The following is a 13623-nucleotide window of genomic DNA, read 5'->3' as shown; positions in this document are numbered from 1 at the left end:
CTCTTGGTTTATATAGTAGTTACCCTTATTTTACGCCTTGCGCCTAAAAACAGCAGCGAAGAACCCATCGGTGCCATGTAAATGTGGCCAAAGCTGCCACCAAGGGTTATCAGGACTGGTTCCTAAGGGTCTTTCCCCATCTATAAAGTGGTCTTTTAAGGCTTCGGCGGCTGGAATAACCTCAAATTCAGGGTGTTTAACTAAAAAATCTTCGGCAATCGCTTGATTTTCGGCGGGCAATAAGCTGCAGGTGCCATATACAAGACGCCCCCCTGGTTTTAATAAACGACTAGCAGATGCCAAAATGCTGGCTTGCTTCGCATTTAATTCGGCCACCCCAGCCAAGCTTTGGCGCCATTTTAAATCGGGATTGCGGCGCAAGGTGCCAATACCACTGCAGGGCGAATCAACTAAAACCCGGTCAATTTTGCCGGCTAGGCGCTTAATCTTTGCATCGTTTTCACTATCAATCCACACTGGGTGCACATTCGATAAACCGCTACGCGCTAGCCGTGGCTTTAAATTAGCCAGTCGCCGTGCTGAGGTATCAAATGCGTAAAGTCGTCCAGTTGAACGCATGATCGCACCAATTGCAAGCGTTTTGCCACCTGCACCAGCACAAAAATCAACCACCATTTCGCCGCGTTTGGGAGCGAGTAAATAGCACAGTAATTGGCTGCCCTCATCCTGCACTTCTAAATGCCCTGCTTTAAACCAAGTTGAATTTTGCAAAGCGGGCTTACCTTTAATCCGTAAACCCTCAGGTGCAAATGGGGTAGGCTCAGCTAGGTAGCGTCCACCTAAGGCATTCATCTCTTCCATGAGCTTGTCACGGCTGGTTTTCATCGTATTAGCGCGCAAATCTAAAGGCGCGGGTTTCATGAGCGCTTGGGCTAAAGCTTCACGCTGTTCAATGCCAGGCGAGGTAGCAAAAGCCTGCCACAACCACTCGGGTAAATTATTGCGCACCATCGGTGCAAGAGTGCCGTGATCGAGCTGTGCATAACGTAATAGCCATTCATATTCGCCAGGCTGCAGCACAAAAGCCAAGTCGGCTAAGGCACTTTCAGCGCGATTAGCGGAGCCTAAGCCGCCTTCAGAAAGCGCTGACATCATGCCTAATAAAGCCAAACGTCGTGCTAAGGAACCGCTGCCGCTAGCAGCAAATTGCGCCATTTCATTTTTACGCCGCAACACGGCAAAAGCACTTTCAGCAATTAAAGCGCGGTCGCGATTACCTAAGCGTGGTTCAGCGCGAAAATAGCGGCTAACTAAACGGTCAGCCGCCTCAGCAAATTTTAGAAGCTCAGGTAATAGTCGTTCTAAATGCAAGGCGTGCTGGGGCAGCGCTTTAGCATGCGAAAAATTCTTTTGTCCAACGGGTGCTGCAGCGGTCTTAGCATCTTTACGTTTAGCCCGATTAGAGCGCGCATAAGATCCGGCATTATTCCAACCGGCCTTCACAAACTGCCGCTGGCAAAAAATTGGGTTTCAGGGGGGCTTAATTTCACTTTATTACCTTCTATGCGTAAACGGTCATCAATGAACCATTTTACGGCCCGCGGATAAATCTGATGTTCTAGGCGCAAAACCCGAGCCGCTAACTGAGCCTCATTCTCGCCAGCCAACACAGTTAACTCTGCCTGACAAATAATGGGGCCTTCATCGACCCCTGTGGTCACAAAATGGACTGTGGCTCCATGCTTGTGAGCACCTGCCTCAAGCGCCCGTTGATGCGTATGCAGGCCAGCAAAGTGAGGCAATAAAGAGGGGTGAATATTCACTAATCGCCCCTCATACTGATGAATGAAGCCAGCGGTAAGAATGCGCATAAAGCCTGCTAAAACGACTAAATTTGGCTTTAATTCTTCAATCTTCGCGATTAAAGCGGCATCAAAAGTCTCGCGACTGACAAAATCGCGATGATCAATAATAAAAGTGGGAATGCCGACCTCACGGGCAAAATCAAGGCCTTTGGCTTGCGGATGGTTGGCAATTACCCCTGCAAAATGGGCTGGCCAAGCCTCTTTTTGAGCCATTTTGACAATGGCTTCAAAATTAGAACCCCGACCAGAAATTAAGCTAACAATTGATTTCATGAGCACCAATATAATTCAAGGTTACCTTGAAAGCGACTAGTGAACGTATTCCGTGGCTCAACCCAGTTTTCCGCAGGTCCCCCTTGCGCCCTTACCATTGGTAATTTTGATGGCGTGCATCGGGGACATCATGCCTTATTGAGCGAACTAGTACAAGGTGCCAAAGCGCGCCAACTGACTTCATGCGTAATGACCTTTGAGCCTCATCCCAAAGAATTATTTGCGCCGGCAAAAGCGCCGCCGCGCATTTTAAATTTACGCGATAAATTAGAAGCATTTGCGGCAATTGGCATCGAACGGGTGGTGGTGGAGCATTTCAACTCTGCTTTTGCAGCCTTGACCCCTGATCAATTTGTCAAACATATTCTGAGCGAACGTTTACGCACCCGCTGGATCTTAATTGGTGATGATTTTTGTTATGGCGCCAAACGCGCAGGCAATTTTGCAAGCCTCAAAATTGCGGGGGAGCGTGATGGGTTTGAAGTATCTGCAATGCCCACTATTGCTGACCAGCAGATTCGCATTTCTAGTTCAGCCCTGCGGGCGGCAATTGCGCAGGGTGATCTACAGCAGGCGAATAATTTACTCGGTCGGCCCTACTGCATTTCTGGGCATGTTTTGTACGGACGACAGTTAGGTCGAACCTTAGGTTTTCCAACCCTGAACATTGCCGTTGCCAACCATTTACATCGGCGCCAAACTGCGGCCAGCGGTATCTTCGTCGTGCAAGTTCATGGCTTAGGGCCACTGCCCTTGCCTGGTGTAGCCAGCTTAGGCATTCGCCCAACAGTGGAAGATGCGGGGCGCGTGCTCTTAGAAACGCACGTATTTGATTTCAAGGAAAATGTCTATGGCCGTATTGTTAAAGTAGAGCTCCTTGAAAAAATTCGTGATGAAGCTAAATACCCTGATTTAACCGCCTTGCAATTAGCGATTGAAGCTGATGCAGCTCATGCGCGCCAATATTTTCTGAAAAAAGTCTATGTCTGAAAAATCTACTGCCTACCCTGTTAATTTACTAGAAACTGCATTTCCGATGCGCGGCGATTTACCTAAACGTGAACCGCAGTGGGTGGCGCAATGGCAAAAAAATAAACTCTATGAAGCAATTCGCCAAGCCCATGCTGGGCAGCCTTTATTTATTTTGCATGATGGTCCCCCATACGCTAATGGCGATATCCATATTGGCCATGCTGTAAATAAAATTTTAAAAGATATGATCGTTAAGTCGCGCTGGCTCATGGGCTTTGATGCGGCCTATGTACCCGGCTGGGATTGTCATGGCATGCCAATTGAAATTCAAATTGAAAAAAAGTTTGGTAAAAATTTACCAGTAGCTGAAGTACAAGCTAAAGCGCGCGAATATGCCAACGTGCAAATTACCAAACAAAAAATTGATTTTGAACGCTTAGGAGTATTGGGTGATTGGAATAGTCCATACCTGACCATGGACTACCAAAATGAAGCCGATGAAATACGGGCCTTGGCAGCAATCTGGCAAAAAGGCTACGTCTATCGCGGCTTAAAGCCAGTGAACTGGTGTTTTGACTGTGGCTCTGCTTTAGCAGAAGCTGAAGTGGAATACCAAGATAAAACAGATCCGGCAGTCGATATTGGCTTTCCCTTTGATGATGCGCAGCTACCCCAATTAGCTAAAGTATTTGGTTTACCAGAGCTACCTAAAAAAATCGGTATGGCTGTAATCTGGACTACAACCCCTTGGACCATTCCAGCGAATCAAGCGCTCAATGTCAATCCTGAATTAACTTATGCCTTGGTTGATACCAGCAAAGGTCTGCTTATTTTGGCGGCTGACCGAGTCGCCGCATGCTTAACTGAATATGGTCTTGAGGGCACTATTTTGGGTACTTGCCATGGCAGTGCACTAGAGGGTATTTCTTTCTGGCATCCGCTCGCGACGCTTGATGATGGTTATCGGCGTCTAGCGCCGATTTATCCGGCAGATTACGTGACTTTAGAAACGGGTACAGGTCTAGTGCACTCGGCCCCCGCTTATGGTGAAGAAGACTTTAAATCGTGCAAAGCGCATCAATTAGCGGATGATGCAATTTTAAATCCCGTGATGGGTAACGGCGTCTATGCCTCTTGGTTACCTCTATTTGCTGGCGAGTTTATTTGGAAGGCGAATCCAAAAATTGTTGCTGCTTTAGAGCAAGCAGGTACTTTATTAAAACAGCAAGCTTATACGCATTCCTACATGCATTGCTGGCGACATAAAACCCCCATCATTTATCGTGCTACTTCCCAATGGTTTGCCAGCATGGATAAAAAACCGCATGGCGCGACAAATGCTCACCCACTTAGTTTGCGTGAAGCGGCTTTGCTGGGAATTGAAAATACCGAATTTTTTCCAGCATGGGGTAAGCAACGCTTACACAGCATGATTGCAAATCGGCCCGATTGGACTTTATCCCGCCAACGCCAATGGGGCGTCCCAATGGCCTTTTTAGTGCATAAAGAAACGGGCCAACCTCACCCCCGCACCCCTGAATTATTAGAGCTCGTGGCTCAACGCGTTGCACAAGGGGGAATTGAAGCCTGGCAGACCATGGCGGTTACCGATCTGTTAAGTGATGATGCTGATCAATATGAAAAAAATCGCGATACCCTCGATGTGTGGTTTGACTCTGGCACTACCCATTGGCATGTGATTCGGGGCTCGCATCAAGCGCAGTTATTTACCGCTGTAGCTAAAGAACAATTTGGTGGCCCTGCAGGACGCTTAGCCGATTTGTATTTAGAGGGCTCTGATCAACACCGTGGCTGGTTTCATTCCTCGCTACTGACCGGCGTTATGCTCGACGGCAAGCCGCCATATAAGGCCCTCTTAACCCATGGTTTTACGGTCGATGGGCAGGGTCGCAAAATGAGTAAGTCGATTGGCAACGTCATTGCGCCCCAAGAAGTGGCCGATAAATTAGGTGCCGAAATTATTCGCTTATGGGTTGCCTCAACCGATTACTCAGGTGAGATGACCATCTCCGATGAAATTCTCAAACGCGTGGTTGAGAGCTATCGACGCATGCGCAATACCTTGCGATTTTTATTGGCTAATTTAGCTGACTTTGACCCAGATAAAAATGCCTTACCCCCGTCAGAGTGGCTGGAAATTGATCGCTATGCGGTGGCCTTAGCGAGTGCTTTACAAGCCGATATTCAAGCGTCTTACCAAGTTTATGAATTTCAACCCGTGGTTGCGCGGATGCTCAATTTCTGCTCCGAAGATTTGGGCGGCTTTTATCTCGATATTTTGAAGGACCGTCTTTACACCATGGCGCCCGATTCGCCTGATCGTCGTGCAGCACAAAATGCCCTCTTTCATATCACCCGTAATTTATTAAAGTGGCTTGCGCCCTTCCTTTCCTTTACGACAGAAGAAGCATGGCAAGCCTTTCCACACGGTAAAGCGGGGCCTAGTGCTTCGATCTTCATGGAAGCATTTACGCCTTTACCTGAAATTGTCGACGGCCAAGCACTAATCGCTAAATGGGCTCGCTTACGGGAAATTCGTGCGGAAGTAACCAAGGCGATTGAAATAGAACGGAGCGCCGGTTTAATTGGTTCTTCCTTGCAAGCCGAAATTCAAATACAAATAGCTGAGCCAGACTTTAGTCTATTGCAGTCACTTGGTGATGATTTGCGTTTTGTCATGATTACTTCAAGTGCCCACGTTGAGCCAAGCAATGATCCCCTTAAACCCTTAAGTATTCTCGTCCAAGCTAGCCAAAATCCAAAATGTAGTCGCTGCTGGCATCATGTCAGAGATGTTGGTGCAGACAGCAATCATCCGGAATTGTGTGGCCGTTGTATCAGTAATCTTTTTGGGGTCGGCGAAGATCGGCAATTTGCTTAAGTCAAGACAAACTCCCTTATGAGCACCTTCTTAAATCCACTTCATCGCTATTTAATCATTGCGAGTACTGTCCTGCTTCTGGATCAGGTAACTAAGGTGGCGGCACAAATCTATCTCCCCATCGCTAGCCCCGTGGCGATCAATGCCTATCTCAATTGGTTTTTAATTTTTAACCCCGGCGCCGCTTTTTCTTTTCTTTCCCAAGCGGGTGGTTGGCAACGCTGGTTTTTTACGATTTTAGGAATTGCAGCATCAGTCGTCATCTTATGGTTTTTACGTCGTAATACGGCTGACCAAAAATTATCATGGGCCTTGAGTTTAATTTTAGGCGGAGCGATTGGTAACGTGCTCGATCGGATTTTTTATGGTGCGGTCGTCGATTTTATTGACGTACATTATGAAACTTGGCACTGGCCTGCTTTTAATGTGGCAGATAGTGCTATTTCAGTCGGGGCGGTGCTGATTGTATGGAGTGAGCTCACTAGGCCTAAAATCTAATTTCTTATGCCATCACTTACTAATAAAAAAATCATCCTTGGTATTTCGGGGGGTATTGCTGCTTATAAGTCGGCGGAATTAGCGCGCTTGTTAATGCAAGAAGGCGCTACTGTGCAAGTGGTGATGAGCGCAGCAGCTCACCAGTTTATTACTCCGGTCACGATGCAGGCTCTCACGGGCTTACCGGTTTTTACCAGTCAATGGGATGCCCGTATCGATAACAATATGGCCCATATCGAGCTCTCCCGCTCAGCTGATGCCATTCTTATTGCGCCTGCCACTGCCGATTTGATGGCTAAGTTGTCTCTGGGACTCGCCGATGATTTGGTTACGACCTTATGCTTAGCCCGCACCTGCCCATTATTGTTGGTACCTGCAATGAATTTACAAATGTGGGAACATCAGGCGACCCAAAGAAGTGTGCAGCGCTTATTAAAAGATGGCATTGGTTTGCTTGGGCCAGCCAGTGGTATTCAAGCCTGCGGAGAAACAGGTGTAGGTCGCATGCTTGAGCCCGCAGAAATAGTTGAGCATGTCTGCGCCTTTTTTCAACCCAAATTATTGCAAGGCAAACGGGTTTTAGTTACAGCTGGCCCGACCTTTGAGGCCATCGACCCAGTACGCGGTATGACCAACCGTAGCTCGGGGAAAATGGGTTTCGCTATCGCCCAAGCGGCCCTTGAAGCTGGGGCGCAAGTGCATCTTATTGCTGGGCCCTGCGCTCTCACCACCCCACTTGAGAGTGGTGGACAAATTTACCGAACCAATGTTACTTCTGGTCAAGAAATGCATGCTGCTGTCATGCAATCTCTCGATTGTGATTTGTTCTTTTCGGTAGCAGCTGTCGCCGACTGGACTATACCCAATCCTGCTAAAGAAAAAATTAAGCGCAATAGTAAAGCAAACTCCCGCGACCTTGATAGCGGTCAACCTTCATCTATGCCGCAGATTCACTTTGCGGCGAATCCCGATATTTTGCAAACTGTTGCTCAGTTCGCTAACGCTAATAAAACAGGTACCAAAAAAAACCCGCGCCCCTATTGTGTTGGCTTCGCTGCGGAAACCACCAAACTAGAACAACATGCTAGTGAAAAACGCCAACGCAAAGGTATTCCTCTGATGGTTGGTAATATTGGACCCGATACGTTTGGCAGTGATTTAAATCAACTCCTGATGATTGATGAGCGGGGTATGCAACGCTTACCGCGTGCACCTAAATTAGTATTGGCACGTTTGCTGATTCAGGCTGTCGCTAAAAAATTAGCATAATCGTCACAGGGATCTCACTATGCAATCCTTACAAGTCAAAATTCTGGATGTCCGCATGCGGGATCAAATGCCGAGTTATGGCACCCCCGGTAGTGCTGGTCTTGACTTACGTGCCTGTATCGATGAGCCGCTCGAAATTGCTTGCGGACAAACTGTGCTGATTCCCACGGGGCTGGCCATATATATTGAAGACCCGCGCTATGCTGCACTAATTTTGCCGCGCTCTGGGCTTGGTCATAAACACGGCATCGTGTTGGGTAATTTAGTTGGCTTAATTGATTCTGACTACCAAGGCCAATTAATGGTTAGCACTTGGAATCGCAGTCAAACTCCCTTCAAGCTTGAGCCAATGGAGCGATTAGCACAACTGGTAATCGTCCCTGTGTTGCAGGTAACCATTCATATCGTTGACGAGTTCACTGAAAGCAGCCGCGGTGCCGGTGGCTTTGGCAGTACAGGGCGAAGCTAAAATTTGCTTTTAGGTTTCTGCAACCGGTTCCGCATTTGATTTGCCAGCCTTACTAGCACCAGGGTTGGTAGCTGCAATCGTTAACTGCACCTTGCCATCAGCGTCAATATCAACTGCTACTTGACCGCCTTGCGCTAAGCGCCCAAACAATAATTCATCAGCTAAAGCTTTGCGTACCGTATCTTGAATAATGCGTTGCATTGGCCGCGCACCCATCAAAGGATCAAAACCATGCTTTGCTAAATGAGCCCGTAAAGCATCGCTAAAGGTAGCATCGACTTTCTTCTCATGCAATTGCTCCTCAAGCTGCATTAAGAATTTATCAACCACCCGCATGATGATGGTTTCGTCTAAGGCTTTAAACGAAACAATGGCATCTAAACGATTACGAAACTCAGGGGTAAAGAATTTCTTAATGTCAGCCATTTCATCGCCCGACTCACGTGCATTAGTAAAGCCAATAGTCGATTTCTGCATCGCTTCAGCGCCTGCATTCGTCGTCATGATGATGATGACATTACGAAAATCAGCCTTGCGCCCATTGTTATCAGTTAAGGTGCCGTGATCCATGACCTGCAAAAGAATATTGAAAATATCGGGATGCGCCTTTTCAACTTCATCCAGCAATAAAACACAATGGGGTTTCTTGCTCACAGCCTCAGTTAACAGACCACCTTGATCAAAACCAACATAACCCGGAGGGGCGCCAATTAGGCGACTTACTGCATGACGCTCCATATACTCCGACATATCAAAGCGTAAAAGCTCAATGCCCATAATGTAAGCCAACTGCTTCGCCACTTCTGTTTTACCAACGCCTGTAGGCCCAGAAAATAAGAATGAACCAATCGGCCGGTCGACTTTACCGAGACCAGCGCGCGTCATTTTGATGGCACTGGCCAAGGCTTCGATCGCAGGGTCTTGCCCAAAAACGACACTCTTGATATCGCGATCAAGCGTTTGTAATTTACTTCGGTCATCCACAGTTACCGACTGGGCAGGTATGCGAGCGATCTTCGCGACGATTTCTTCAATCTCAGGACGACCGATGGTTTTTTTCTGTTTAGATTTAGGCAAAATGCGCTGGGCTGCGCCCGCCTCATCGATCACATCAATCGCCTTGTCAGGTAAATGCCGATCATTAATATAACGCGATGAAAGCTCAGCGGCCGCTACCAATGCAGCTGAAGCATATTTAACTCCATGGTGCTCTTCAAAACGCGATTTTAGGCCACGCAAAATTTGTACTGTTTGGTCTACCGATGGCTCTACGACATCCACTTTTTGAAAACGTCGTGAGAGCGCCGCATCCTTTTCAAAAATGCCACGGTACTCAGTAAAGGTTGTAGCGCCAATACACTTTAATTGACCATTCGACAGCGCTGGCTTGAGTAAATTACTAGCGTCAAGCGTGCCTCCCGAAGCCGCACCTGCGCCAATTAATGTATGGATCTCATCAATAAAGAGGATGCCGTGCGGGTTATCTTTTAGCGCCTTTAAGACGCCTTTTAATCTTTGCTCAAAGTCACCACGGTATTTAGTACCGGCTAGCAAGGCTCCCATGTCTAAAGAATAAACGGTCGAATTTGCCAAAATATCAGGCACTTCATTACGGGTAATTCTCCAGGCTAAGCCCTCAGCAATTGCTGTTTTACCTACGCCAGCCTCACCTACCAATAAAGGATTATTTTTACGGCGCCGACACAGTACTTGGATGACCCGCTCTACCTCGCCATCACGCCCGATTAAAGGATCGATCTTGCCTTGACGCGCTAAGGCATTTAAATTTTGGGTAAATTGATCTAAGGGGCTTTCTTTGCCACTTGCTGCTGCTTCTTCGTTGTCTTGAGTTGGATCTGCGGCTTTAACGGGCTCGGCTTGATCCTTACGAATACCATGACTAATAAAGTTCACCACGTCTAAACGGGTAACGCCTTGCTGTTGCAAGAAATAAACGCCGTGTGAATCTTTTTCACCAAAAATAGCGACCAACACATTCGCACCAGTCACTTCTTTTTTGCCATTTGAAGTAGATTGAACGTGCATGATGGCGCGCTGAATCACCCGCTGAAAACCTAAGGTAGGTTGGGTGTCGACTTCTTCAGTTCCTGGAACCACTGGCGTATTGTCATTAATGAAATTTTTTAACTGGGCACGTAACTCGGCAATATTCACCGAACAAGCCTTCAATACCTCCACGGCGGTGGCATTATCGAGTAAGGCCGAAAGAAGATGTTCAACGGTAATGAACTCATGTCGAGCAGCGCGTGCATCAACAAAAGCCATATGTAAACTCACTTCTAATTCCTGGGCAATCATGCTTCCTCCATAGTGCACTGCAAAGGGTGCCCCGCTTCGCGGGAGCTCTCGGTAACTTGATGAACTTTAGTGGCTGCAACATCGCGCGTAAATATTCCGCAAACGCCTTTACCAACTAAATGAACTTGTAACATGATGCGTGTGGCGGTTTCATGATCCTTATTAAAATACTCTTGAATGACCATCACCACAAATTCCATGGGGGTGTAATCGTCGTTTAAAAGTAAAACTTTATACAAAGCCGGAACCTTGACTTTCTCGGCCTGCTTCTCCAAAAGCGCGGTATCACCACTACCTGGTAGGAGTGGGTTGAGGGGTTGGGGAGTTTTAATTAATCGGCTCATATGATTCATTCTAAACACTCAGGCTCAGTCTGTAATTTACTGCTGAATTTGTTGCAAAAAACCCTCACTAAGGACCTTATTACCCCATATTGGGGCATTTTTGCCAGATTAAAGGGGGTAATCACCTACTCCCAAGTCGATTTAACTCCTTGACACGCCACCAAAAAGGGCAAACAATCGGGGGTAGTGCTTCTTATTGAGGTTCTATTAGGCGTGTTTTGGAGCGAAACTGATTAAAAAGTATTCCCCCCATTTTCACGGGTGTTTCAAGTTTAAGTAATGGAGTTCGCATGGCGACCGGAGTTGTTAAGTGGTTTAATGATGCAAAAGGTTTCGGGTTTATTAAACCCGATGATGGTGAAGAAGAGCTGTTCGCGCATTTCAGTGCGATTACTATGGGCGGTTTCAAAACCCTCAAAGAAGGCCAAAAGGTAACGTTTGACATTACCCAAGGACCTAAAGGCAAGCAAGCGACGAATATTCAAGGCGCTTGATAAAAACTTCCTAATGAAATTAAAAACCCAGGGCGTGCCCTGGGTTTTTTTTGACCTTTTTTCAGCTTTACATATTTGCAATCATTGCGTCGCCAAACCCAGAACACGATACCTGCGTAGCGCCCTCTAATACACGCGCAAAGTCATAAGTCACTTTTTTCGAAAGAATGGCTTTTTCCATTGACGAAATAATTAGATCGGCAGCTTCGGTCCAGCCCATATGACGCAACATCATTTCAGCGGAGAGAATTTCTGAACCCGGGTTGACATAATCTTTACCGGCGTATTTTGGTGCGGTGCCATGGGTTGCCTCAAACATGGCAATGCTATCGGACATATTGGCGCCAGGCGCAATTCCAATGCCGCCTACTTGAGCTGCTAAGGCATCGGATACATAATCGCCATTCAAATTTAACGTGGCAATCACGCTGTATTCATTAGGGCGTAGCAAAATTTGCTGCAAGAACGCATCCGCGATCACATCCTTAATGATGATGTCTTTGCCAGTCTTGGGATTCTTCATTTTGCACCAAGGTCCGCCATCAATCAGTTGCGCGCCAAATTCATTTTGCGCTAAGCCATAACTCCAGTCACGAAAACCACCTTCGGTAAATTTCATGATGTTGCCTTTGTGCACGATAGTCACTGAAGATTTGTCATTATCAATTGCATACTGAATCGCTTTACGTACCAAACGCTCGGTACCCTCTTTCGACACTGGCTTAATGCCAATGCTCGAGGTATTGGGAAAGCGAATTTTCTTAACGCCCATTTCTTTAATCAGAAAATCAACCATTTTTTTGGCTTCTGGTGAGCCAGCTTCCCATTCAATGCCAGCATAAATATCTTCTGAATTTTCGCGAAAAATAACCATATCGGTTTTTTCAGGTTCACGAAGTGGTGAGGGAACTCCCTTGAAATAACGCACTGGACGCAAACATAAATACAAATCTAAGGCTTGACGCAAGGCCACGTTTAAAGAGCGAATGCCGCCGCCCACTGGCGTGTGCAAAGGGCCTTTAATTGAAACCACGTATTCTTTAACGGCTTCTAGGGTTTCTTCTGGCATCCATACATCGGGGCCATACACCTGAGTTGCCTTAGAGCCCGCATAAACTTCCATCCAAGCAATTTTGCGTTTACCACCGTAAGCTTTGGCAACTGCTGCATCCACTACCTTGATCATTACAGGCGTAATATCAGCACCAATCCCATCGCCTTCAATTACTGGAATAATTGGATGATCGGGTACGTTAATTGAGAAATCTTGATTAACAGTGATTTTTTCGCCAGCAGGCACTTTAATATGCTTATACATTCACACTTCTCCAGAGGGATATTGAGTTATAACTTCTACTATTTTCGCATGAGCTAGCGAACTAACCCATAAAATTGGGCTTTCAAACTATGAAAAATATGCTACTTAAACAGACCCGCTTGACTCACATACCCCATTTTGGGCTAGTGACCTTAGCGTTGAGCTTATTTCTGGGCTTCTTTGGCCTCACGACAGCTGGTTTAGCACAAAATAGTAGCCCTAACCCCGGTCTACCAGTGATTGAGCTTAAAACCGGTATATATCGCCTTCAGGTCGAAGTGGCTGCGACCCCCCAAGCACGGCAAACTGGTCTGATGTATCGCACTGTCATGGCTCAAAATGCGGGCATGCTCTTTATTTTTGAACAAAAGGCGGGGCATTGTTTTTGGATGAGCAATACCAAAATTCCGCTCTCTATTGCTTTTATTGGCGACGATAGCAAGATTGTGAACATCGAGGAAATGCAGGCTGATACCACTAACAATCATTGTCCCAAAGCACCTATTCGCTTTGCTTTAGAGATGAATCAAAAATGGTTTGCAGAGCGCGCCTTAGGTCCTGGTACGCTGATTCAGGGACTACCTAAAAACTGACACCAGCAACCCACGCCTTAACGAAGGCTAGGGCGACTTTAGCCAAAGTGGCAAACATAGTGCACTGGAGCGGTGGTGCGCACTATAAAATAACCACCCGCCTCAACCGTCCAACTTTCACCAGCAGCAAATGCCCTTTCGGGGGCGCCATCAATGCTGACATAAGCGCATCCATCCACGACTTCCATGATTTCTTTAGTGCTGAGCTCAAACTTTAGGGTGCTTGGCAAAATCACCCCTACCGATTTGCGGGTTCCATCAGCTAGGGTAACGGTATGCGAGACGCACTTGCCGTCATAATAAATATTGGCTTTTTTACCAACCGCAACCTGCTCAAATTGCATCT

The 13623-nt window shown here is 46.9% G+C and carries 13 protein-coding genes; 7 read left to right on the top strand and 6 right to left on the bottom strand.

The window, feature by feature from the left end; genetic code table 11:
* Positions 1 to 30: 30 nt before the first annotated feature.
* A complete protein-coding gene (locus LZT21_RS03640; protein ID WP_370634763.1) occupies positions 31 to 1464 on the bottom strand; it encodes an RsmB/NOP family class I SAM-dependent RNA methyltransferase in 1434 nt (477 codons plus the stop codon).
* Entirely contained in the window at positions 1461 to 2099 is a 639-nt protein-coding gene (gene purN / locus LZT21_RS03635) for a phosphoribosylglycinamide formyltransferase (RefSeq protein WP_233925081.1), read from the bottom strand. Before purN ends, LZT21_RS03640 begins: the two co-directional genes overlap by 4 nt.
* Positions 2100 to 2138: 39 nt before the next feature.
* Between purN and LZT21_RS03630 the strand changes: the two genes are divergently transcribed.
* The 5 genes from LZT21_RS03630 to dut are packed head-to-tail and all read left to right on the top strand — an operon-like array spanning position 2139 to position 8209.
* Positions 2139 to 3089, top strand: coding sequence for a bifunctional riboflavin kinase/FAD synthetase (locus tag LZT21_RS03630; protein ID WP_233925083.1), 951 nt, complete (start codon positions 2139 to 2141; stop codon positions 3087 to 3089).
* A complete protein-coding gene (gene ileS, locus LZT21_RS03625) occupies positions 3082 to 5973 on the top strand; it encodes an isoleucine--tRNA ligase (RefSeq protein ID WP_233989238.1) in 2892 nt (963 codons plus the stop codon). The genes LZT21_RS03630 and ileS overlap by 8 nt, the downstream gene beginning before the upstream one ends.
* A gap of 18 nt (positions 5974 to 5991) precedes the next feature.
* Positions 5992 to 6471 (top strand): signal peptidase II, encoded by a 480-nt coding sequence (gene lspA, locus LZT21_RS03620; protein ID WP_233925085.1) that lies wholly within the window; start codon positions 5992 to 5994, stop codon positions 6469 to 6471.
* A gap of 6 nt (positions 6472 to 6477) precedes the next feature.
* Positions 6478 to 7740: a bifunctional phosphopantothenoylcysteine decarboxylase/phosphopantothenate--cysteine ligase CoaBC gene (gene coaBC / locus LZT21_RS03615; protein ID WP_233989237.1), complete on the top strand. Its 1263-nt coding sequence runs from the start codon at positions 6478 to 6480 to the stop codon at positions 7738 to 7740.
* Positions 7741 to 7759: 19 nt separating this feature from the next.
* Positions 7760 to 8209 (top strand): dUTP diphosphatase, encoded by a 450-nt coding sequence (gene dut, locus LZT21_RS03610; RefSeq protein WP_233925087.1) that lies wholly within the window; start codon positions 7760 to 7762, stop codon positions 8207 to 8209.
* A gap of 9 nt (positions 8210 to 8218) precedes the next feature.
* Here dut and clpA read toward each other — a convergent pair whose 3' ends face one another.
* Together clpA and clpS are read right to left on the bottom strand one after the other, a co-directional pair.
* Positions 8219 to 10528 (bottom strand): ATP-dependent Clp protease ATP-binding subunit ClpA, encoded by a 2310-nt coding sequence (clpA, locus tag LZT21_RS03605; protein ID WP_233925088.1) that lies wholly within the window; start codon positions 10526 to 10528, stop codon positions 8219 to 8221.
* Positions 10525 to 10881 (bottom strand): ATP-dependent Clp protease adapter ClpS, encoded by a 357-nt coding sequence (clpS, locus tag LZT21_RS03600; RefSeq protein WP_370634761.1) that lies wholly within the window; start codon positions 10879 to 10881, stop codon positions 10525 to 10527. Before clpS ends, clpA begins: the two co-directional genes overlap by 4 nt.
* 281 nt (positions 10882 to 11162) lie before the next feature.
* Here clpS and LZT21_RS03595 point away from each other — a divergent pair, with 281 nt between their 5' ends.
* The gene (locus LZT21_RS03595) at positions 11163 to 11366 is read left to right on the top strand and encodes a cold-shock protein (protein WP_108469641.1); all 204 of its coding nucleotides are present in this window, start codon (positions 11163 to 11165) and stop codon (positions 11364 to 11366) included.
* Between the two features lie 67 nt (positions 11367 to 11433).
* On the opposite strand, the gene icd is transcribed toward LZT21_RS03595, so the two are convergent.
* On the bottom strand, positions 11434 to 12684 hold the full coding sequence (icd, locus tag LZT21_RS03590; RefSeq protein ID WP_233925090.1) for an NADP-dependent isocitrate dehydrogenase: 1251 nt from the start codon (positions 12682 to 12684) through the stop codon (positions 11434 to 11436).
* Positions 12685 to 12782: 98 nt separating this feature from the next.
* On the opposite strand from icd, the gene LZT21_RS03585 reads away from it, so the two are divergent.
* Entirely contained in the window at positions 12783 to 13277 is a 495-nt protein-coding gene (locus LZT21_RS03585) for a DUF192 domain-containing protein (protein ID WP_370634773.1), read from the top strand.
* A 38-nt stretch (positions 13278 to 13315) separates the two neighbouring features.
* On the opposite strand, the gene LZT21_RS03580 is transcribed toward LZT21_RS03585, so the two are convergent.
* Positions 13316 to 13621: a pyrimidine/purine nucleoside phosphorylase gene (locus LZT21_RS03580; protein WP_233989236.1), complete on the bottom strand. Its 306-nt coding sequence runs from the start codon at positions 13619 to 13621 to the stop codon at positions 13316 to 13318.
* Between the last annotated feature and the right edge of the window lie 2 nt (positions 13622 to 13623).

Origin of the sequence: Polynucleobacter sp. IMCC 30228 (assembly GCF_021395205.1) — a bacterium.
In the GTDB taxonomy this organism is placed as follows: Bacteria; Pseudomonadota; Gammaproteobacteria; order Burkholderiales; family Burkholderiaceae; genus Polynucleobacter.
Note: the sequence above shows the minus strand (reverse complement) of the source record. Positions and strands in the feature narration are given on the sequence as shown.

Bases quoted from the DNA above. Each gene is read 5' to 3' on its own strand.
- purN (WP_233925081.1), bottom strand. From the start codon at position 2,099: ATGAAATCAATTGTTAGCTTAATTTCTGGTCGGGGTTCTAATTTTGAA.
- ileS (WP_233989238.1), top strand. From the start codon at position 3,082: ATGTCTGAAAAATCTACTGCCTACCCTGTTAATTTACTAGAAACTGCA.
- lspA (WP_233925085.1), top strand. From the start codon at position 5,992: ATGAGCACCTTCTTAAATCCACTTCATCGCTATTTAATCATTGCGAGT.
- coaBC (WP_233989237.1), top strand. From the start codon at position 6,478: ATGCCATCACTTACTAATAAAAAAATCATCCTTGGTATTTCGGGGGGT.
- dut (WP_233925087.1), top strand. From the start codon at position 7,760: ATGCAATCCTTACAAGTCAAAATTCTGGATGTCCGCATGCGGGATCAA.
- clpA (WP_233925088.1), bottom strand. From the start codon at position 10,528: ATGATTGCCCAGGAATTAGAAGTGAGTTTACATATGGCTTTTGTTGAT.
- clpS (WP_370634761.1), bottom strand. From the start codon at position 10,881: ATGAATCATATGAGCCGATTAATTAAAACTCCCCAACCCCTCAACCCA.
- LZT21_RS03595 (WP_108469641.1), top strand. From the start codon at position 11,163: ATGGCGACCGGAGTTGTTAAGTGGTTTAATGATGCAAAAGGTTTCGGG.
- icd (WP_233925090.1), bottom strand. From the start codon at position 12,684: ATGTATAAGCATATTAAAGTGCCTGCTGGCGAAAAAATCACTGTTAAT.
- LZT21_RS03585 (WP_370634773.1), top strand. From the start codon at position 12,783: ATGCTACTTAAACAGACCCGCTTGACTCACATACCCCATTTTGGGCTA.
- LZT21_RS03580 (WP_233989236.1), bottom strand. From the start codon at position 13,621: ATGCAATTTGAGCAGGTTGCGGTTGGTAAAAAAGCCAATATTTATTAT.